Here is a 16918-nt window from a genome sequence, read left to right as displayed (position 1 = left end):
AAAGCGACTCATTACGTGAGTCAATCGGTCTAGTCTCAGTCACGCTATTGCTAGCGCAGAAAAACGACACGGGTCGATTGTGTAACATTTGTCGATACACGCTCAGTTGTTGCCGGCGACCTCACTAGACTGCTGCGGTTATTGCATGTCGCATCACTCACAGCCTGACGCGTCCGCATATTGCCCCTGCGGATGGGTTATTTGTTAAAACGGAATTGAGTCGTCCGCAGGCGGTATATTGTTTTGAGGTTGATACTGCTGCTGTGGCTGATAATTTTGATTACCGTTTGGCGCTTGTCGATTGCTCTGACTGCTAGCTTCGCCGAGCATCTGCATCTTGTGCGCTTTGATACTCGTTGAATAGCGCTCAATGCCGTTTTTATCAGTGTATTTGTTGGTGCGCTGTGTGCCCTCAATATAGACTTGACTTCCCTTGCGTAGGTACTTGGCTGCTACACCGCCCAAACCGCCAAACAAGCTGACTCGCCACCATTCTGTGTGTTCTTGTGGATTGCCTTGTTTGTCCTTCCATTTCTCAGATGTCGCTACTGAGATATTTGTTACGCTCTCGCCATTGCTTAACTGTCGTACCTCAGGGTCATTGCCCAAGTTGCCGACCAAAATTACCAATTGATGACTCATGTATTACTCCTACTCCTGCTCATTGACTTCACAATAAAATTCTTTATGACACTTTAAGCACGTTCTTTTCTCGACCTCCACAAAGATGCTGTCTATAGGTTCAAGACTGTGCGCTTCACCACAATGTGGGCAAATGACCGCTCTTTGTGACTTGGCAAAACCAAATTTATCCAGCTCTTGCATTTGTTGTAACAGACTAGCTGTTTCAGCTTCGACATATTTTTTGCTGCAATTGTTGATATCGTCACCATGATGACAGATGTCAAATCCGATAATCCATGCATCACCATCAACACAGTCGGGATCATTGACAAACTCACTGCCAAGACTACTCCAAGTCAGACCACCATGCACATCTACCGGAATAGACGTATATTCAACACCATGCCACGAGCTGCTTTTCGGTATCACAACATAACCATTGCCCCAACCGAGAGGAGTAGTGCGATATGTGTTCTCTCTAATAAAAGACTTCATGCTTTTCTCCATAATTAAAAAGGTAAATCGTTTATGTATTCTTCGACTTCTTCGTCAGTGCGAGGTTCGTCGGGTTTTGGGTCTGTCATGCTACCTCTCCTGTAGCTATTTGCTCATAAAGCTCTTGGTAATAGTCCTGCACCAAATCCGACTCAATCTTTTCTTTCGCTGAATCTAGTAAGTTGCTGTCAAAAGGCACAAACACAGATCGGATGCGCTTTTGCAGTGGTATTTGATTGACTAGCTCAATATGGTCATAAGGGTCATCGTTATAACCAAGTATGCCTGATGGGGTGGGTAGCAAGACAAAATCAACGTAATGCTGTTCAAGCTGCCATAAGTCCATGTAAACTAAGCCTTGCCAATCGTAACCTGCCGCCTTGACTTTTTTGTCAGCGTCGCTTTGCGTCCACGGGAAGCTATCAATTGACCAGCTGCACTTAGTATCCCTGATGCTATCCTTGGTTAGTAAGTCGCACTCACCAGTAAACCACTCGTTTTCTCGACGCGCTTTGTTTTTAGTAAGGACAACTGCTTTAAGTAAGCTAACCGCCTTGATAGCATCGTCTTCAAGCATCAAGCCTTTTTGAATTTGCTTAGCATCAAGCTCTTTCCGATAGCCCAAGGCGTCTAGCAGCACTGCATCTAAAATCACTTTTTTACAAGTTTCGCCAAGCTCACCTTTTTTCTTTGAGCCGGTCATAAAGTCACCTAGTCGGCTTGCCCTGCATTTGAATTTCATAGCGCTGATATCTCCGATCTTTGTTGCTCGCTAAGTATGTAACCTGCTTTACCTCTTAGCACATCAACCTTGTCCAAGTCACCACCTTTGATTGAGTTGATGACGTTGTTATATATCTGTGGGTCATTAGATATATCCATCTGTATAAGCGCAGGTTCGGGCTGATTGTCTGCATATTCAAACGATGTTTGACCATCGACATCACGTATAACCGCTTGGTCTGCCTGCACTGCTTGGGCTAATGGCGCATCAATTGACAAAGGTGCTTGCTTGCTCAATAGTAGTTTGATAACTGTCTTTTGAGCCATTGCTTCAAAGTTGTCAGCCCATACTCCGCTTCCGTATTTATAAGACTTGCTGTATTTCTTGGCATGTTGCTTTATTTCATCAAGTGACATTGCCAAATGAGCTTCAAAGCCGTTAAGCAATTGAAAGTAAGCTATATAACCAGTTATTTCTCCCTGCGGCGGCTTGGGCAAAAAAGAGGTTAGGCGTTCATATACACTTTGCTCGGTGTCTTCTGAGTAAGTAGCGCAAGCGTTAATACGCTTAAACTGTCCTGACCGCTGAGCCAGTTGAATAAAGCCCTTATAGCCAAGTTGAAATTGAGCCTCAACAATTTTAGGCTTCCAAGACCCGTCAGGATTTTTACCTTGACTTTTCTCATAAGGAATAATGTACGCAAATCCCAAATTCTGATTGACTGGCAGATTTAGGGTTGCTGCCATCATTGCAGCGCTTAGCAAGGTATGTGGGTCAGCATTTGATAATTTGTTATTGCTGTTCACAATCTGTAAAACGCTTGTCGTAAAACTTGCAGCGTTTTTTCCAAGTAGCTCATTAAATCTGTTCTGAACTCCACTGCTTTTAAAAAAGTCTCTTATAGTTACGTTGCTCATAGTTTTATTCCTTATTATTCGGGCAGCTCTGTAATCTCATTGCCGTTGCAGTCGTAAGGGACGCAATACGTAAAGCTCAAAGTTTTTGCGACATAGCCTCCCATCTTAAAAGGATAAGACGCGCGCCCCGATCGAGATACAACTTTCAAAAGGCTACACTCGCGCGCTTCATCCTCCGAATCATCACTCACCTTACCTAATATGTACCTCTGCTTTCCGAGCCAAGCCAAAGCAATCTCACTAGCAGTCAGCGGCTTTTCTTCAAGCTTTTCAAAGACTGCGTAGTCTTTTTTGGTGAATATGCAACGAATCTCATCATCTACAAAATCAAACCACAGCTCACGACCATTGCTTTCAGCTGTAAAGTCAGGGTTAGGCAACCTAGTAACTGTATAAACATCACCTTGTTTTATTTCTCTATAAGTAAGATTAAGTCCTTTCGTGCAAACAATCTTGTCGCCGACTTTGATGTCAAGCTTGGGTTTAGCAGTCTCACGTTTAATAAGTGAGTTTTGCCAGTTGCTAGTATCGTAGCCACCACTACTCACTCTTATGACCTCTTTATTCTCAAAACGTTTTTGAGCTTCGTCGCTTATATTTAAAGCTGTCCTAGTAGGTTGATAAGTATATAAATACACAGCTCCATCAGCGCCAACAGCAGCCCACTGATATTTCTCGTCTTGACCATCAAACACCGACTGGTCTAGCTTCTTAAGCTCAGTCTTAGCTAACCCTAGTCGCACAGCATGTCTATCGAGCGATTCGCAATCAGCTTTAAATTGTTCTTCGCACTTAGCATCAAAATCAGGGTCCGGCAGAGCATGATTAAGCTCGGTTATCATTCTGTCTTGGTCGTTCAAGCGCTGATTTATTTTGTTAATTTCTTCTAACAAAAGCTTTTTAGTAATCTTATTCATAATCTCCATCCCTCCGATTTGCTGCCAAAAACTCATTAGCGTGTTTATTAGCCGCTCTAAAGTTCTCTAGCGGCTCGATAGTTGATGTTGCTATATCTCTGTCTAGTTGAGTCAGTACGGGCTTGTGACAGCCTGTAATAGCGCAAACAATAAGTATTACGCCAACACACATAAGACCGACTATGATTTGCTCTACAGCGCCCAGTAGCTCTTGTATTAGCTCATCCTTGCTCATGCTCTGTCTCCAATTTTGAAGCCGCGGTTTTTAACCGCCCACTGCTCTAAATATTCGAGTTTTGCGAGCACTTTTTTTGCATCCTCTTCCGTCTTAATATCAGCGGTGTGATACTTAAACCCCATGTGTTGAGTTAATGCCTCATATAAAGACTTTCGGCTTATTGCTCCCTGTTGCCAAATCGGATCTAGCTTCCTATGTATCTGCATTCTCAGCTGTTTGATTTCGGGCGTAGCAATCACGCCAAGTGGCTTAGCCTTCTTGCCATTTCGGTGACAGCCAACATGGTTGCCGCAGGTGTCACATTTCCAAAATTTCAAACTGTATAAATCACCTCGATGAGGGTAAATCTCTTTGCCGTCTGTCAGTCTTGCATTAACCTCACCATCACAGCCGCAGCAATGTATTTTTCTAGTATTCATGCCGCTACCTCCCTCCATTCTGATTCATGTACTAGAGCGTCTAGCTCTGTTCCGTAGATATCTAAGCCGACGGTCTCCCTGAGTAGATTTTGATAAAACTCAATGTCCATCCAGTCCGTAAGCGGCAGCTCTACACAGTTGCTATGACCAAGCTCGACCTTATGTAATATCGCGAACTCACTACCGTGAGGCGTCTCGTGTAACGTATAAGACAAAAACGCCATGCCTGATTTACTGTTAATTGATACTGTTTCCATGACGTTCTCCTCATGCGTAGTCACTGTGATAAGCTGCAATCATTGCGCGCTCGACTTGCTCATACGTGTCGTACTTGCTAAAAATGTCATCAACTAATGATTCTAAGTCGATATCCTCAGTAGCAAGCTCGTTGTCATCACCATCAAAGCAAGTAGCAGTAATGTCTTTAATTTCTACTTCTGCACGGTAGTTATCCCAGCCGCATTCGACGTTGATACCTAAGTGTTCGCTATCATTAATGTCGATTTTCAGCTCAACATCTCGTCCGCCGCAGCTAACCCAAGGTTTAGAGCAGCTATAATTTTCAACCTTTACTTTTCCGATAACTTGCGTCATAATTTAATCCTCGCTTATGTGAGTAAAGCCCCTTTGCCGTCCAAAGTTCAGGGGCTTTTTTTATGTTTAAAATTTAATGTCCTTGTCACAGCTACAATATTCATAATTTTCATCTCCAGCTTGCTCATGTTCGAGCTGCTCTTTTAGTAGCTCAATTTCCAAATCAGTCATAAGACCTCCTTAATTAAATTCAGTTATCACGGCATAGACGACTCATTGAATCGCCTATAACTTAATAACTCTCGTTCAATTCACGACGTTAAATAATTAATCGGTAGCTCGTCGCTTGCCGTTTGTTTATTTGATGAGTTAATAATAGCAATGCTATTAATGCAAGTCAATAGCTGAGCTATTATTTTTGTAAAATAAATATTATTGGTATTAAAAAGGCTTAATTCAGGCACAAAAAAACCGCCACGAGGGCGGTTGTGCTGATAATTAGGTAAGTTGCTAGACTAATGATTTAGAGTGATTTACAGCCACTCCACATACACTGAAGGGAGTAAATCTACTATCTATAATAGGGTAGTTTTCATTGGAGGGTACAAGCTGAAAGTATTCCGTTCCGGTTTTTTCGTCAAATCCGCGCGGTCTCCATCTCTTAAAAGTTGTCTCTTTACAACCATCTTTAAGAGCAATCACACAGTTGCCAGCAACCGGTTGCCGGTCAGTGTTTATTAACACCATGTCTCCGCTCTTGAAATCCGGCTCCATACTGTCTCCCTCAATTCTAACCCAGAAACAATATTCTCCGTGCTCTCCAGCATCGTAAGGATATCCTTCTTCCACGATTGCGTCATCAAAGTATTCTCGAAAGTTACCTGCTTGTACGTAGTTCAATATTGGCGCCTTTTTAAAGTTAGATACACCAACCACATCAAAATTATCGCCGCCAAGCTGCCTTGCTAAGCTTGGCGAAAAGTCTGCGACTGGCACATCGAAAAATTCAGCAAATTTAATAGCCGCATCTAAATTCAATGCGATCTTTCCGTTTAAATAGTGTCCGACTGCGCCCTGCGTCCAGTTGAAATGATGAGCAATGATTTCTTGACTCAATGGCTTGCCTTGAGCCTTGTACTCATTCTTTGTGCTTTCATAGATAGCTTTTAACCTAGCGGCATCTTGTTTTTGCTCTGGCGTTATATTGCGCTTTGTCATAAATACCTCAAATAGTTTTGCGCTATTTTGTAATAGTAATGCTATTAATACAAATACCACTGCTATTGCTTTTAATAAATAGCAATGCTATTATTAATTAACAATGATATTAAAGAGACTCAAATATGGACATAATCCCTTTACACGTCGCTGTCAAACAGCGCAATCAAGATGAAATGGCAGGGCTATTAGGAGTAACTCAGGGCGCTGTATGGCAAGCAAATGTAAATAAAAGAAATATTTTCATTGTTAAAGACGGAGAAGACTACACAGCGTTCGAAGTCAAGGCGGTTTTTCGCACTAAACCAGATTTAGAAGCAGTTACTCGACTAATCAGCCAACCAAGATTAGAGGAAACCTAAACCATGAAATCATTATCACCCGAACAAATTGCATGGTCACGCAATATGCAAACGCAAATATTGCAGGCAGTTGACAAAGGTTGCCAAAAAGAGATAGCGGAAGCCATTGGAGTTGACAGCAGCACCGTGTCACGCCTTAAAGAACATCACCTTGCAACCGTTTGCAACCTGATGGCAGCTATTGGTCTTAAGGTCGTACCGGCAAACATGAAATGCTACAACGAACAAAAAATAGATATTTTATTCCGCTTGGCTAAAGACAATTTTCAGCGGCTAGAGCAAGTCGATGACTTTTTCCACGATGACGCTGCAATGCAAATAGCCGAGGGCACTTATCAACCAAGGAGCAAATTATGAGCTGTAGTGACTGTCCAAACTTAACAGATAACAGATGTTGCCACGAACGACCTTGCGAAGTGACAGGCGACGATGCGGCAATCAAGAGAGAATTTGAGCGGATAGAAAATCAAGGAGGGAGTGGTGATTGAAACAGTTAAGTCTAAAGAGGGCAGGAAGGGGTATTACATACTCAAGAAATAGAAAAACCCCGATCAGTGGCGACTGATTGGGGCTTAGTAATTCTTTCGAATACAAACTTACAAGAGATATCAAATCATGAATCAATCTATTGAAAACAAATTAACTCACGAACGAGATATTACTATGAATTTACCAATATTACAAGACCAGACTACTCAAATGACGAGTCGAGAGATTGCAGGTCTTACGGGCAAGAAGCTTTATCACGTTAACCGAGATGTTTTAGCGATGTTTAAAGAGCTTAATTTAGATAAATCCAGATTTGGTTCTATCTATTTTGATAATAAAAATCGCAAGCAAGTCGAATACATACTAGATAAAGAACTGACCTTCACGCTAATAACTGGCTATAGCATCAAGTTAAGAAACGCAGTTGTCAAGCGATGGTTAGAGTTAGAAAGTCACACTGAGTCACTGCAAGACGAATTAAATAAATGGTGCGCTAAAGAAGATTACGACAAGGCCGTTGGCTCACTGCATGGCAAGGGCTTAGCTGAGCGCAAGAAAACCAAGAACCTAAACACTACTGTGATTAACGGACTTGTGCAGCAAATGCAATTCAAGATCGTTTTTGATAACGACTCCAAAAATATGGTGACCGAGAGCAGGAATGGAGCTGAATGGCAAAACACTATGTACCAAGCAATGGAGATGAATCAATGAGCTTTAAATTAGTAGCTGCTGTATTTGATATGAAGGTAGGTAATCCACTGCGAAAAATGGTGCTTATAAAGTTGGCAGACCAAGCTAATGATGATGGTATTTGTTGGCCAAGCTATGAGTCTATAGCTAAGTCGTGTGAAATCAGTAGGCGCTCTGTGGTCACTCACATCCAATGGTTAGAGGATAATAATTTTTTGTGGGTTGAAAAAAGATACAACTCTGATGAAGGTAAAAACTATAGCAATAGATATCACCTAACTTTGAGCAAAGCCAAACAATACATAAAGCCTAAGAAGTCTAAAAAGTCTAAAAAGTCAAAATCAAAGGGTGGTGAAAATGCTGCACTAGGTAAAACGGATGATAGTGGTGAAAATGCTGCACTAGGTAGTGAATCAGATGCACTAGGTAGTGCAGGAGCTGCACCACCTAGTAGTGCAGGAGCTGCACCCAAACCTATCACTAAACCTACCAATGAATCTATCAATGAATCTGGAGAAGAAGAAACTCCTAGTGAGCCTAACCCTAAATCTGAAAGAGAGCTGATGGTCGATATTTTGTTTAAAAAATGGTTAGAGCTATCAGGTCAGAGAATTAAGCCAACAAAAAATCGACTTAGTCATATCAACGCAAGACTTGATGATGGATTTACACCAGATGAAATTACCGAAGCAATGACATATGTAGCCACAGACGCTTGGCATATTTCAGAGGGGCATAACACGATTGAGATCGCTATACGCTCAACAGAGCAGATTGAGAAAAAACTCATCAAGGCTCGAGCAGTGAAGAATAAAAAGCCTAGTGGAATCGACCGCAAGACAGACAAGCTCGCAGTAAACAACCAATGGCGTGGGGAAGGACATTCAAACATTGTCACAGCTAACACCAGTATCGACGAAATGCTAGGGGGTGTGTAATGACTCAGATAATCAAAGTTTTAGAAGATAACCACAGCGACACTTTACGTCTGCGTAAGTTGATAGCTGTCTGTGACAAGCATGGCGAAACAGAGCATGGTCAACTTAGAGATTTGCCGCCGAACTGCTTTAAGTGCGCCGAGGAAGCTCGAATCAAATCAGAAGCTGAGCAGAAAGCCAAGGCTAAACAAGAAGCGCTAGAGCGGTTTACATGGCATCAAAAAAATAACGGCATCAATCCATTGGGCAAAAAGTTTGATGACTGGAAGTACGACGACAAGCAAAGAGAGCGTCAAGAAAAAATCATAGCTGCGCTTAATCGTTACGCTGAAAACTTTAACAGCGACCTGCCAAATATTTTGATGATTGGCGGCACAGGCTCAGGAAAAACCATGTTAGCTAACGCTATTGCACAGACTGTATTTGTTAAAAACCACAAGGGCAATAGCCAATTTATTGACGGTAAGTTTGTAACTACGACATTTGCTGAGGTAAATCCATCTCACTTAATTACCTCCAGTCAAATCACGACTAAAGCAAAAGCGACATGGGGCGATAAGTTTGCTAGCGAAGATAAGTTTTTAGAGGAACTGGGCAGTTACCCCCTGCTAATTATTGATGACCTAGGCGATGGTGACACCTCACACAACCCCGAGATGGCAGCAGCAGATCGTAATCGTTTAAGCCAAGTTATCAGCAAGCGATACCAAAAACACCCAACCATTATCACCACGAACATGGGCCAAGAAGAAGTAACAACGTTTTTAGGTGATAGGGCATGGGACAGACTGCAAGAGAAGCTTGTCGTTATCAAGTGTGATTGGGATAGCTACCGCCAAGCCACTGCCAAAGTTAGCTACCTGTAGGAGTCAGCATGAGTAAGTCAATTAAATTTGTTATGGGTTATGACTGCGAGTTAGCTGAGGCAATGGTTAGATTTACAGAGCTTTTGCCAACGTTAGTTTTTGAGCAGCCCGAAATTAACATCCACTGGAGCGGCCGCAAATGGATATTTACCGCGCAGGAAGGCAAGGAGAAACAAGCATGAGCAATTTTAAGCCCAATTTTGACGGCTACATGAAAATCTATCTACACGACGACATACCCGAGCGACTGGCAGACAGAGCAGAGTTTACAGGCAAATGGCTAGCAGCAACTCGCAAGAAAATCATCAATAAGCCGCGCAGATTTCAAGTGACGCTGCACATTATGGACAAAGACGGCAACAAACGCGGACTACAGACGATGGTTTTTAAGAACAAAGGCGGTCACTCAGAGCTGTCAAAAGTGATATTTGGATTTGGTAATGACTTTGTTGATGAGCTGAGGGCACAGTTTGCTGATATGCAAGTTGATTTAATTAACTCTTATGCGGTGGTTAGAGCATGACCCCAATCAGACAACACAAAGAGACTAAAAAGCGGGTAATACATTGCCCGCATCTCTCGATGACCAAGGTCGAGGTCACATACGAGGATTTTAGTAAAGAGATGATGAGCGTCGAGTAGTTTAACAAGATGATTGAGATTATCGACGCTAACCCATCTGATCGCTCCAAGGAGCGTGATTAGAGCAAAAAATAGGCTAGGGTAGCTCAAGAGCGATAGATTGGCTTAGAGACGATGTGAGGAGGTTTTATGGATAATAAGATTTTGATAGTGACAGGTGAGGCTGAGGAGTTGATGTAGTGACCAGCTTTTACAAGTACAAAGACATGCCGGGCACTAAGCAGATTAATCACGACATTGATGCAAAAGCTAGGAGTAAAAGATTGGCTAAGCGTAAACCCAAGACACCTGCCAAGTTGGCCAATGAGTGCGCTGTGGACTTGCAGCTACTTGTCAGACTCAAAGCAGCGGATAGCGACGGTAATTGTCAGTGTGTTAGCTGCGGTGCAATCAAGCACTGGTCAGAGATGCAAGGCGGTCACTATGTAGGTCGCGGAGTTAGCGCTACAAAACTACTCGAGGAGAATATTAATCCACAGTGCCGGCGGTGCAATATCAGAGCTACAGAGTCACACGTAGGCTACACACTACACATGATTGAGACTTATGGAGTTGATTTTATTAAGCACTTGCGACAGATGATGACCGAGGTCAAAAAGTGGCGCAAAACTGAGATTTTAGAGCTGCACGAAGATATCAAGCGTCAGATTGCTGAGCAAAAAACTAGATTAGGGGTTGGGTTATGAGAGCAATTGAAGCCAGTGGATTGGTAAGGGATTTGGCAGGTATTTACAAAGAGTTCAGGCGACTTTTAGCGCTAATAATCTTAAGCGCAATAGTAATGCTGCTACCTGATTTTTTGAGCAATTGGTATTACTGGATTGCTGTGCCTGTAGCAATACTTCTAGCGCTTCAGACAGTTGGTTTTATGCTGAGCTTAAGTGCTATGACTAGCAGTATTGTTGGAGATTGAATGATGGTTAAAGCAGATGGATTAGTAGTTGATTTTAGCGAGTTGTATTGCGAATGGGATTTTGTACAGCGCTCAAATAGAGCTAGTGTGACAGATGTAGGCGAGGATGATTTGCATGACTTGTCAATAACTACAAACGGTAGCGGACTGCAACTAAGACTAAATCTTGATCATTTGCTAGCTGTGATGGATGCAATAGCTGAGCATACAGGGCACACAGTTACTCTTGATGAGGGGATTGAGTGATGAACATAGAAAGCTTAGCAGACTTAGAACAGCTCAAAAAAGACGTAGCTGTAATGATTAAAGCAGTTAAAGACTTGGATAAAAAATCAACTCGTTACCAATCGCTAGATTTTAATAGCAGTACTGCTCAAAGATCAAGAGCATTAGAAGCGCTAAATCTGGCAGCATCAGAGCGCAATAGAGCAAAAGATAATTTGCACGCTACGTTAGTTGATTTAGGACTTACGCCTCTTTTGGGCGCTGAGCATTACGAGCCACGTGAGATTCAGCAAGCCAAGGGCGTTAGTGGGTTTAGCAGTAATCTTAAGTATCAGCCGAAGCGACCGAAGCGATTAGGGGCTGAGTGATGATTTTAAACATAGCACTAGGATTGGCTGCAACATCATTTTTAGCTCACAGCATTTTACTGGTGCTTAATATCAGACACATGGATGAGTGTAAAAGCTCAGAGTTGCAGCATCTAAAGGGTGTTAATGAGCAACACCGCAAAGTACTTACTTGTGCATCAATAGCTATTTTAATGTTGATGGTTGTAGCGTGTGTCAGTGAGATAGATTTGCTTTTTTTACAAATAATCTTGCTAGGCGTAGCGGTCTATTATTGGTCCAACGTAATTATGGGGCGTAGCAACCTAGAGTTTGAATTGTTAACTCGAAAAGTTGAGCGTGTCGGAAAAGAGCGAGCAGTAAAACGTTTAAAAGATAAGGATTGTGAGTGATGAGTAATATTGAGGTTGGTAGTGAATGGGTTCGCGTTACAGACGGACAAGAGACGGTAGTGACGCATGTTGAAAAGTTTAACAACGGACTTGTGGATATAAGTTTTGTTGAAGATGGTCGTGAGTCAGGTGACGAGCAGGAGTTTTTCTTAGAGCGATATAAGCCAAAAAACAATATCGAATTAGGCGATATTTGGGTGACAAAAGACCAAGGCATCGAGTGTGAGATTACAAAGATTGCAAAAGACGGAGATTTGAGCTGGATAACGTCTTACTCAGCTATTGATGATTTTACAGATACATGTCCACTTAGCGAGTTTTTAGACGAGTATGAGTTTGTGCGAAAAGGAGTGAATAAGGCATCAGCGGTGAATTTAGTTGATGATGCAGTGAATCATCCGCCGCATTACACAAGTGATCCTAGCGGTATTGAGTGCATACAAATTACTAGACATCGAAATTTCAACATAGGCAATGCAATCAAGTACTTATGGCGGAATGGCTTGAAAGATGGCAATGACAGTACGCAAGACTTAAAAAAAGCAGTCTGGTATATACAAGATGAGATAGCTCGACTGGAGGCGCTAAACGATGTTTAGACAACAAATCAGCGGCTTAGATTCGCTAATTTTAACTGTGGGTTTATACATATTTTTTAGTTTGATGGGGTGGTTGTGAATGATTAGTTTTAATGCAGGAGCTATTGATACCGTGGCGTTTTTAGTTGCGATGTGCTTTATCGCATGGTTGGTGCTTAGATGAGCAATCGTGACCCAAAACGCCTTGCATCGATTAGACAACTACCATGCTGCGAATGTGGCAAAGCCCCAAGGTCACAAGCAGCACATAGTAACTTTGGCGAACATGGAAAAGGGATGGGTATCAAAGCTGACGACAAGTACACCATCCCCCTCTGTGCTGAATGCCACCAAAGGTTTGACATGTACTGTATGAGTATGATGCGAGATAGAGCTAAAAAGTGGTTTGCTGAGAAATTACAACGAACAAACGAGGTGCTAGAGCGTGGCGAAACCGATCAGACGGTGTTTTAAGCTAACAGGAAACGTTGATGTGTTGTCTAACTGCTACGCAACGATTGCAGAGCTATATCAGACATACCATAGCGACACCAATCTACATGTAGGAGTGACAGTAGAGGTGATGGACAAGGATAAGGCTCGTACAGTTGCTCAGAATGCCCTCTATTGGCAGTGGGTGACGATTGTAGGCAATGACAGCGGATTGAGCAAAGATGAGCAACACGCGCAATTTAAGCGCAATCATCTAGCTAAGATTTATCACAGAGACAATCCCGAGTTTGGCGAGATGGTCGCAGCGATGAACGCTTACAAGCAACATGCTACACAAGCTGAGTATGAGCAGATGGCGCAGGGCGTGGCGCGGCTTATGAGCACGACTAAGGCGACGACTAAGCAGATGAGCGAGTATTTAGATGACATTGATAAGTTTTACACGGCTAAAGGCTTGTCATTACCAAAACCTGACGATTATCAATGGATATTAGGACGTGCTAATGTATAACAATTTAGAATGGGTGCAATCGCTGCTATCAACTAAATCGACAAGTTTATTTAGCTTTAGTCGCTCGACCAGCGCACATAGAGTTAATGCACAAGATGCGTGTGGAGCGCTAGCAGATGTTAAGCGTCAATGTAGTGCTGAGACAGTGCTAATTGTTGACTGCTACTGTTTGGAGGATAAAGAGGTACAAGTGCAAGACTTAATAAGAGCTAAGCTTAGATTGGCTCTGAGAGCTGATAAGCGAGACGATACTAATCTTAATAAGCTTGCCGATATTGTGTTTGGGAGGGTGTATAAGGGGCAGTTTGTGACTAAGGTGGCATGTGGCAAGTATTTAAACGGCATGTCACATGTTGGTTATGCCAAGACTTGGCATCAATATGTTGATGCAGTCGAGAGCGAGATTGAGCAGATGCTGCTTAATGCAGATATGATTGTCTGTGAGTATCGGTATAGACATAATCGAGAGTAGTAAAAAGCCCTCAGTTAAGAGGGCTTTATGTCAATCCGCCAAGTCATCTACGCCATAATCACCATTAAGCCAAGACCATGCCTTGAAGTCGTTGGGAACAGATACATTATCATCTAAATCATTAAGCTTGCCAATTAAAAACAAGTGACTGATTGCTGACTGCCAAAGCCGCCAATGTATAACATGACTGTTCCCCGTAGCCTCTACAAAGTCAACAAAACTAGTGTAAAAAGGCAATACTAATTTTTTAACCTGTTTTATCTGCTCAAAATATTCGTTGGCATCATCAGTATCGGGCAGTGGATTTTGTTCTTTGAATCTGGCGATATCCTCATTTAGCACTTTAACAATCGCGTGATACTGACAAGCAATCGCGTAAAAAGTTTGACTTACATCATCAGGTATTGGTCTGTCTCCCGCTTCCCAGTACTGAAAAGCTCGTTTTGAAACATTGATCGCTTTTAGCTCAGCTGCTTCAGCGACAGTAAGACCTAGTCCTTGGCGCATAGCCTTAAGTTCAGGAGGTGTTAGTTTTAATATGCTCATGGTTTAATCCTTATGATAAAACCTATCGATGTTCTGGTAGAGTTTATAATAGTTAGGCAAAGTACTTATCCATTGCTTCATGAAATTTGTCTTGAGCGTAGCTTGAATTTAGAACGTTGATATTATATTTTTTATCAAGATGTATACATACGCTACGGGCAAATCCTTCTGTGCGCTCTGGACAGCCTTCATATTCATCCGCTACCTCACTAATAGCTTTTAATATTCGCACAACCATTGGGTTGATGCAGCTGTTATCATTTGCCACTTTGTCAAAATAACCATTTAGGCGATCTTCGTAAGCACACCAAAGTGTAAAATTATTTTCTAATACGCGGCCAGATTGGCGGTCAATTAACATCCAAGCTTGTTTGCCATTAATGGTTGCATTTTGTTTAGTAAATGTCATGCCTAGATTGCGAGCATAACTACGAATTTCTTTAAGTGCTTCATTGTAAGTGATAGTGTTCACAATTTATCCTCTCTTTAGAGTTAAATCGCTCAATAGCGATTTGGGTTAATGTTGTATAAGCTAACTATTAACTTATGTGCCTATTATAGTTCTTAGTCGCGAACAAGTCAACACTTAAACGCAAAATAATTTAGACAATAAAAAACCCTGCTAAAAGCAGGGTCTTTATCTTACAAGTTGATATATATGTGTTTCCGTTTACATTTCAATCCACGCACTAGTGCGATAACTAAAACTAATCATAGTTGCCATCAGGCGGCGTGTCAAGCATAGCTTGAGCAATATTTGGTATAGCAGCGTAAGACTTAATGCCAATGTCTTTTAGAGCATCTAGCGCCAAATCTATCTCATGCATATCATTACGACCTACCGCGTCCTCCAGTTGTTTATACGCATCAAAAAACTTGTCTTGCTGCTGATGCGCCCACTCATTAACTATTTGCTGCTTAACATCGGATGCTAGCTTATAGCGCAGTCTTTGAGTGATTGATTTATGCTTTGACATCGATACTACCTCCATATTTTTTAACCAGCGCTTGCCAGTCCTGCCATGTTATTGATACCTCGCCATTTTTGTAGCGATAAAACATTTTTTCGCTCATATTATTGTCTCTGATAAATTGGGCGTTTGACTTAACGCCCGAGGATTTAACCAGAGCCTCAAAGTTAGCAGGGGAGTAGCCGTATTGAGTAAAATCAATCATTAGCAGCCTCTGCGCAAGATAGTGATGGTCATCTTATTATTCTTATCGTGGTAAAAAGTTTTTACGATGATGATAATTGCAACTACGAGGTTGACATTTGCCTTTTATAAATTTAGTGATGCCACTCGATCTAAAATCTGCTAAGCGCTCGCTTGCGGACACTGATAGTGGGTCAACTAAGTCTCTTATGTGCAGTGAGTTAGCCGCATTTTGCACACCCTCGCTATATGTATCTAGAGCCACAGCACTAACTGTCATTTTTTTAGCACGTAACAGTCGTCGCGCATTTTTATAATCTTCAATAGCACTCATATTAAGCTCCTTTTATGATTTTATTTAAAACTAAGTCGTATAGATAGCTAATTACTAATGATTTATCACTGAATTTAGCGCCATCGTCAAGACGTATCCACTCTTGTGCTGTCAAGCTGTCAATAGTTTGATTAATCTCGTTGCACAGATTGTCTAATTGCTCTTGATTAGTAACTGGGCGCACTTTGCCAATGTTTGTTATGATGATTGACTCTTGCAGTGCATTTCGCGCATCAGTTTCTTTAAGCGCCTGCAAGTCGTCAACGCCTTGTTTTGCTTTAGCAGCATAGCGATTGTATGCGTCTTGCGCCCATTTAACCTGTTTTTTAGTTCCTTTAAAAGTTAGCCCCTTAGAGTTTTTGCAAACAACTTTTAAGCAGATAGCAAAAGTAGCCGAATAACTATCACCTGATTTGATTGTAGCTTTGGTCAAAGCGTGGGCTTTTTTGAAAAGTTCTGATTTGTTCATTTTGATTTCCTCCCACCCGTTCGGGTGTGCTTGTTTATTTGATGAGTCTATTATACTGTCATAATATGACAGAGTCAACACTCAAGCCAAAATAATTTAAAATAAAAAGAGTTGACTTGGTTACATGAAAATGATAAGATTTAGTAAGTGAGGTTAAGTGTAAATAGCCTAGCTTATTAATCGCTTGTGCTGACAGGAGTTCCTATCGGCAGTGCACAACAAGTGAGGCATGTAGCTCAGTTGGAAGTAGCAGCCAGTTTCTGGACGACCGTCGGTTCGAGTCCGACCATGCCAAATTTAAATAGCTCTGCATCCTCTACTCATCGGGATGACTCGATAAGATGTGGTGCAGACATCTAATACGACTCACCCTTAGCATCTAAAATTAAGTTTTTAGCTTGCCTAGGGCTAAAAGACCCACTTCACGGTGGGTTTTTTAATATTTGTG

32 protein-coding genes and 1 tRNA gene are annotated in these 16918 nt (G+C 41.9%); 17 read left to right on the top strand and 16 right to left on the bottom strand.

Annotation, left to right across the window (positions count from 1 at the left end; translation table 11 throughout):
- Nucleotides 1-204 precede the first annotated feature (204 nt).
- The 10 genes from EGV92_RS01390 to EGV92_RS01345 all read right to left on the bottom strand — a co-directional run bounded on the left by EGV92_RS01390 (nt 205) and on the right by EGV92_RS01345 (nt 6086).
- The gene (locus EGV92_RS01390) at nt 205-642 is read right to left on the bottom strand and encodes a single-stranded DNA-binding protein (protein WP_131667425.1); all 438 of its coding nucleotides are present in this window, start codon (nt 640-642) and stop codon (nt 205-207) included.
- A 9-nt stretch (nt 643-651) separates the two neighbouring features.
- Nucleotides 652-1119 (bottom strand): hypothetical protein, encoded by a 468-nt coding sequence (locus EGV92_RS01385; protein WP_131667424.1) that lies wholly within the window; start codon nt 1117-1119, stop codon nt 652-654.
- An 85-nt stretch (nt 1120-1204) separates the two neighbouring features.
- Nucleotides 1205-1822: a hypothetical protein gene (locus EGV92_RS01380; RefSeq protein WP_207401716.1), complete on the bottom strand. Its 618-nt coding sequence runs from the start codon at nt 1820-1822 to the stop codon at nt 1205-1207.
- Between the two features lie 35 nt (nt 1823-1857).
- Complete coding sequence (locus EGV92_RS01375; protein WP_131667422.1) at nt 1858-2760, bottom strand: recombinase RecT; 903 nt, start codon at nt 2758-2760, stop codon at nt 1858-1860.
- Nucleotides 2761-2774: 14 nt separating this feature from the next.
- Complete coding sequence (locus EGV92_RS01370; RefSeq protein ID WP_131667421.1) at nt 2775-3677, bottom strand: hypothetical protein; 903 nt, start codon at nt 3675-3677, stop codon at nt 2775-2777.
- Nucleotides 3670-3912 carry a hypothetical protein gene (locus EGV92_RS01365; protein WP_131667420.1) on the bottom strand — a complete coding sequence of 81 codons (243 nt, stop codon included), beginning with the start codon at nt 3910-3912 and terminating at the stop codon, nt 3670-3672. Before EGV92_RS01365 ends, EGV92_RS01370 begins: the two co-directional genes overlap by 8 nt.
- On the bottom strand, nt 3909-4334 hold the full coding sequence (locus EGV92_RS01360) for a zinc-finger-containing protein (RefSeq protein ID WP_131667419.1): 426 nt from the start codon (nt 4332-4334) through the stop codon (nt 3909-3911). The genes EGV92_RS01365 and EGV92_RS01360 overlap by 4 nt, the downstream gene beginning before the upstream one ends.
- Complete coding sequence (locus EGV92_RS01355; RefSeq protein WP_131667418.1) at nt 4331-4591, bottom strand: hypothetical protein; 261 nt, start codon at nt 4589-4591, stop codon at nt 4331-4333. The genes EGV92_RS01360 and EGV92_RS01355 overlap by 4 nt, the downstream gene beginning before the upstream one ends.
- Before the next feature lie 10 nt (nt 4592-4601).
- The gene (locus EGV92_RS01350; protein WP_131667417.1) at nt 4602-4928 is read right to left on the bottom strand and encodes a hypothetical protein; all 327 of its coding nucleotides are present in this window, start codon (nt 4926-4928) and stop codon (nt 4602-4604) included.
- Between the two features lie 450 nt (nt 4929-5378).
- A complete protein-coding gene (locus tag EGV92_RS01345) occupies nt 5379-6086 on the bottom strand; it encodes a LexA family protein (RefSeq protein ID WP_131667416.1) in 708 nt (235 codons plus the stop codon).
- A gap of 125 nt (nt 6087-6211) precedes the next feature.
- Between EGV92_RS01345 and EGV92_RS01340 the strand changes: the two genes are divergently transcribed.
- The 16 genes from EGV92_RS01340 to EGV92_RS01275 all read left to right on the top strand — a co-directional run bounded on the left by EGV92_RS01340 (nt 6212) and on the right by EGV92_RS01275 (nt 13967).
- Nucleotides 6212-6448, top strand: coding sequence for a hypothetical protein (locus EGV92_RS01340; protein ID WP_131667415.1), 237 nt, complete (start codon nt 6212-6214; stop codon nt 6446-6448).
- A 3-nt stretch (nt 6449-6451) separates the two neighbouring features.
- Nucleotides 6452-6805 (top strand): CII family transcriptional regulator, encoded by a 354-nt coding sequence (locus tag EGV92_RS01335; RefSeq protein ID WP_131667414.1) that lies wholly within the window; start codon nt 6452-6454, stop codon nt 6803-6805.
- Between the two features lie 258 nt (nt 6806-7063).
- A complete protein-coding gene (locus EGV92_RS01330; protein ID WP_131667413.1) occupies nt 7064-7651 on the top strand; it encodes a Rha family transcriptional regulator in 588 nt (195 codons plus the stop codon).
- On the top strand, nt 7609-8568 hold the full coding sequence (locus EGV92_RS01325; RefSeq protein WP_131667412.1) for a helix-turn-helix domain-containing protein: 960 nt from the start codon (nt 7609-7611) through the stop codon (nt 8566-8568). The genes EGV92_RS01330 and EGV92_RS01325 overlap by 43 nt, the downstream gene beginning before the upstream one ends.
- The gene (locus tag EGV92_RS01320; protein ID WP_131667411.1) at nt 8568-9434 is read left to right on the top strand and encodes an ATP-binding protein; all 867 of its coding nucleotides are present in this window, start codon (nt 8568-8570) and stop codon (nt 9432-9434) included. Before EGV92_RS01325 ends, EGV92_RS01320 begins: the two co-directional genes overlap by 1 nt.
- An 8-nt stretch (nt 9435-9442) precedes the next feature.
- Nucleotides 9443-9616: a hypothetical protein gene (locus EGV92_RS13835; RefSeq protein WP_165525533.1), complete on the top strand. Its 174-nt coding sequence runs from the start codon at nt 9443-9445 to the stop codon at nt 9614-9616.
- On the top strand, nt 9613-9957 hold the full coding sequence (locus EGV92_RS01315; RefSeq protein WP_131667410.1) for a hypothetical protein: 345 nt from the start codon (nt 9613-9615) through the stop codon (nt 9955-9957). Before EGV92_RS13835 ends, EGV92_RS01315 begins: the two co-directional genes overlap by 4 nt.
- Complete coding sequence (locus tag EGV92_RS14255) at nt 9954-10076, top strand: hypothetical protein (RefSeq protein ID WP_278248239.1); 123 nt, start codon at nt 9954-9956, stop codon at nt 10074-10076. The genes EGV92_RS01315 and EGV92_RS14255 overlap by 4 nt, the downstream gene beginning before the upstream one ends.
- A gap of 179 nt (nt 10077-10255) precedes the next feature.
- The gene (locus EGV92_RS01310; protein WP_131667409.1) at nt 10256-10762 is read left to right on the top strand and encodes a recombination protein NinG; all 507 of its coding nucleotides are present in this window, start codon (nt 10256-10258) and stop codon (nt 10760-10762) included.
- Nucleotides 10763-10989: 227 nt separating this feature from the next.
- On the top strand, nt 10990-11235 hold the full coding sequence (locus EGV92_RS01305) for a hypothetical protein (RefSeq protein ID WP_131667408.1): 246 nt from the start codon (nt 10990-10992) through the stop codon (nt 11233-11235).
- Complete coding sequence (locus tag EGV92_RS01300) at nt 11235-11582, top strand: hypothetical protein (RefSeq protein ID WP_131667407.1); 348 nt, start codon at nt 11235-11237, stop codon at nt 11580-11582. The genes EGV92_RS01305 and EGV92_RS01300 overlap by 1 nt, the downstream gene beginning before the upstream one ends.
- Entirely contained in the window at nt 11582-11953 is a 372-nt protein-coding gene (locus EGV92_RS01295) for a hypothetical protein (protein ID WP_131667406.1), read from the top strand. The genes EGV92_RS01300 and EGV92_RS01295 overlap by 1 nt, the downstream gene beginning before the upstream one ends.
- Nucleotides 11953-12552 carry a DUF3310 domain-containing protein gene (locus EGV92_RS14160; RefSeq protein WP_242678556.1) on the top strand — a complete coding sequence of 200 codons (600 nt, stop codon included), beginning with the start codon at nt 11953-11955 and terminating at the stop codon, nt 12550-12552. The genes EGV92_RS01295 and EGV92_RS14160 overlap by 1 nt, the downstream gene beginning before the upstream one ends.
- A gap of 159 nt (nt 12553-12711) precedes the next feature.
- On the top strand, nt 12712-13005 hold the full coding sequence (locus tag EGV92_RS01285; protein WP_131667405.1) for a DUF968 domain-containing protein: 294 nt from the start codon (nt 12712-12714) through the stop codon (nt 13003-13005).
- The gene (locus EGV92_RS01280; RefSeq protein WP_131667404.1) at nt 12977-13495 is read left to right on the top strand and encodes a hypothetical protein; all 519 of its coding nucleotides are present in this window, start codon (nt 12977-12979) and stop codon (nt 13493-13495) included. The genes EGV92_RS01285 and EGV92_RS01280 overlap by 29 nt, the downstream gene beginning before the upstream one ends.
- Nucleotides 13488-13967 carry a hypothetical protein gene (locus EGV92_RS01275; RefSeq protein WP_131667403.1) on the top strand — a complete coding sequence of 160 codons (480 nt, stop codon included), beginning with the start codon at nt 13488-13490 and terminating at the stop codon, nt 13965-13967. The genes EGV92_RS01280 and EGV92_RS01275 overlap by 8 nt, the downstream gene beginning before the upstream one ends.
- A gap of 30 nt (nt 13968-13997) precedes the next feature.
- On the opposite strand, the gene EGV92_RS01270 is transcribed toward EGV92_RS01275, so the two are convergent.
- The 6 genes from EGV92_RS01270 to EGV92_RS01245 form a co-directional block, all read right to left on the bottom strand.
- Entirely contained in the window at nt 13998-14513 is a 516-nt protein-coding gene (locus tag EGV92_RS01270; RefSeq protein ID WP_131667402.1) for an Aca2/YdiL-like domain-containing protein, read from the bottom strand.
- Nucleotides 14514-14565: 52 nt separating this feature from the next.
- Nucleotides 14566-14985: a hypothetical protein gene (locus EGV92_RS01265; RefSeq protein WP_131667401.1), complete on the bottom strand. Its 420-nt coding sequence runs from the start codon at nt 14983-14985 to the stop codon at nt 14566-14568.
- A 235-nt stretch (nt 14986-15220) separates the two neighbouring features.
- On the bottom strand, nt 15221-15490 hold the full coding sequence (locus tag EGV92_RS01260) for a hypothetical protein (RefSeq protein ID WP_131667400.1): 270 nt from the start codon (nt 15488-15490) through the stop codon (nt 15221-15223).
- Nucleotides 15477-15689, bottom strand: coding sequence for a hypothetical protein (locus EGV92_RS01255; protein ID WP_131667399.1), 213 nt, complete (start codon nt 15687-15689; stop codon nt 15477-15479). The genes EGV92_RS01260 and EGV92_RS01255 overlap by 14 nt, the downstream gene beginning before the upstream one ends.
- Before the next feature lie 42 nt (nt 15690-15731).
- Nucleotides 15732-16001 carry a hypothetical protein gene (locus EGV92_RS01250; protein ID WP_131667398.1) on the bottom strand — a complete coding sequence of 90 codons (270 nt, stop codon included), beginning with the start codon at nt 15999-16001 and terminating at the stop codon, nt 15732-15734.
- 1 nt (nt 16002) lies between these two features.
- A complete protein-coding gene (locus EGV92_RS01245) occupies nt 16003-16470 on the bottom strand; it encodes a hypothetical protein (RefSeq protein ID WP_131667397.1) in 468 nt (155 codons plus the stop codon).
- 225 nt (nt 16471-16695) lie between these two features.
- On the opposite strand from EGV92_RS01245, the gene EGV92_RS01240 reads away from it, so the two are divergent.
- Nucleotides 16696-16765: transfer RNA gene (locus EGV92_RS01240), tRNA-OTHER, on the top strand.
- Nucleotides 16766-16918 lie beyond the last annotated feature (153 nt).

It is taken from the genome of Psychrobacter pygoscelis, from assembly GCF_004335015.1.
In the GTDB taxonomy this organism is placed as follows: domain Bacteria; phylum Pseudomonadota; class Gammaproteobacteria; order Pseudomonadales; family Moraxellaceae; genus Psychrobacter; species Psychrobacter pygoscelis.
The sequence above is the reverse complement of the archived record's forward strand: the minus strand, read 5'-3'. Positions and strand labels throughout refer to the sequence as shown.

What these genes read in the sequence shown, in the direction of transcription:
- EGV92_RS01325 (WP_131667412.1), top strand. Translation starts at nt 7,609, where the DNA reads ATGGCAAAACACTATGTACCAAGCAATGGAGATGAATCAATGAGCTTT.
- EGV92_RS01390 (WP_131667425.1), bottom strand. Translation starts at nt 642, where the DNA reads ATGAGTCATCAATTGGTAATTTTGGTCGGCAACTTGGGCAATGACCCT.
- EGV92_RS14160 (WP_242678556.1), top strand. Translation starts at nt 11,953, where the DNA reads ATGAGTAATATTGAGGTTGGTAGTGAATGGGTTCGCGTTACAGACGGA.
- EGV92_RS01295 (WP_131667406.1), top strand. Translation starts at nt 11,582, where the DNA reads ATGATTTTAAACATAGCACTAGGATTGGCTGCAACATCATTTTTAGCT.
- EGV92_RS01245 (WP_131667397.1), bottom strand. Translation starts at nt 16,470, where the DNA reads ATGAACAAATCAGAACTTTTCAAAAAAGCCCACGCTTTGACCAAAGCT.
- EGV92_RS01375 (WP_131667422.1), bottom strand. Translation starts at nt 2,760, where the DNA reads ATGAGCAACGTAACTATAAGAGACTTTTTTAAAAGCAGTGGAGTTCAG.
- EGV92_RS13835 (WP_165525533.1), top strand. Translation starts at nt 9,443, where the DNA reads ATGAGTAAGTCAATTAAATTTGTTATGGGTTATGACTGCGAGTTAGCT.
- EGV92_RS01350 (WP_131667417.1), bottom strand. Translation starts at nt 4,928, where the DNA reads ATGACGCAAGTTATCGGAAAAGTAAAGGTTGAAAATTATAGCTGCTCT.
- EGV92_RS01250 (WP_131667398.1), bottom strand. Translation starts at nt 16,001, where the DNA reads ATGAGTGCTATTGAAGATTATAAAAATGCGCGACGACTGTTACGTGCT.
- EGV92_RS01340 (WP_131667415.1), top strand. Translation starts at nt 6,212, where the DNA reads ATGGACATAATCCCTTTACACGTCGCTGTCAAACAGCGCAATCAAGAT.
- EGV92_RS14255 (WP_278248239.1), top strand. Translation starts at nt 9,954, where the DNA reads ATGACCCCAATCAGACAACACAAAGAGACTAAAAAGCGGGTAATACAT.
- EGV92_RS01270 (WP_131667402.1), bottom strand. Translation starts at nt 14,513, where the DNA reads ATGAGCATATTAAAACTAACACCTCCTGAACTTAAGGCTATGCGCCAA.
- EGV92_RS01330 (WP_131667413.1), top strand. Translation starts at nt 7,064, where the DNA reads ATGAATCAATCTATTGAAAACAAATTAACTCACGAACGAGATATTACT.
- EGV92_RS01300 (WP_131667407.1), top strand. Translation starts at nt 11,235, where the DNA reads ATGAACATAGAAAGCTTAGCAGACTTAGAACAGCTCAAAAAAGACGTA.
- EGV92_RS01315 (WP_131667410.1), top strand. Translation starts at nt 9,613, where the DNA reads ATGAGCAATTTTAAGCCCAATTTTGACGGCTACATGAAAATCTATCTA.
- EGV92_RS01345 (WP_131667416.1), bottom strand. Translation starts at nt 6,086, where the DNA reads ATGACAAAGCGCAATATAACGCCAGAGCAAAAACAAGATGCCGCTAGG.
- EGV92_RS01285 (WP_131667405.1), top strand. Translation starts at nt 12,712, where the DNA reads ATGAGCAATCGTGACCCAAAACGCCTTGCATCGATTAGACAACTACCA.
- EGV92_RS01335 (WP_131667414.1), top strand. Translation starts at nt 6,452, where the DNA reads ATGAAATCATTATCACCCGAACAAATTGCATGGTCACGCAATATGCAA.
- EGV92_RS01360 (WP_131667419.1), bottom strand. Translation starts at nt 4,334, where the DNA reads ATGAATACTAGAAAAATACATTGCTGCGGCTGTGATGGTGAGGTTAAT.
- EGV92_RS01305 (WP_131667408.1), top strand. Translation starts at nt 10,990, where the DNA reads ATGATGGTTAAAGCAGATGGATTAGTAGTTGATTTTAGCGAGTTGTAT.
- EGV92_RS01260 (WP_131667400.1), bottom strand. Translation starts at nt 15,490, where the DNA reads ATGTCAAAGCATAAATCAATCACTCAAAGACTGCGCTATAAGCTAGCA.
- EGV92_RS01385 (WP_131667424.1), bottom strand. Translation starts at nt 1,119, where the DNA reads ATGAAGTCTTTTATTAGAGAGAACACATATCGCACTACTCCTCTCGGT.
- EGV92_RS01355 (WP_131667418.1), bottom strand. Translation starts at nt 4,591, where the DNA reads ATGGAAACAGTATCAATTAACAGTAAATCAGGCATGGCGTTTTTGTCT.
- EGV92_RS01380 (WP_207401716.1), bottom strand. Translation starts at nt 1,822, where the DNA reads ATGACCGGCTCAAAGAAAAAAGGTGAGCTTGGCGAAACTTGTAAAAAA.
- EGV92_RS01275 (WP_131667403.1), top strand. Translation starts at nt 13,488, where the DNA reads ATGTATAACAATTTAGAATGGGTGCAATCGCTGCTATCAACTAAATCG.
- EGV92_RS01370 (WP_131667421.1), bottom strand. Translation starts at nt 3,677, where the DNA reads ATGAATAAGATTACTAAAAAGCTTTTGTTAGAAGAAATTAACAAAATA.
- EGV92_RS01320 (WP_131667411.1), top strand. Translation starts at nt 8,568, where the DNA reads ATGACTCAGATAATCAAAGTTTTAGAAGATAACCACAGCGACACTTTA.
- EGV92_RS01255 (WP_131667399.1), bottom strand. Translation starts at nt 15,689, where the DNA reads ATGATTGATTTTACTCAATACGGCTACTCCCCTGCTAACTTTGAGGCT.
- EGV92_RS01365 (WP_131667420.1), bottom strand. Translation starts at nt 3,912, where the DNA reads ATGAGCAAGGATGAGCTAATACAAGAGCTACTGGGCGCTGTAGAGCAA.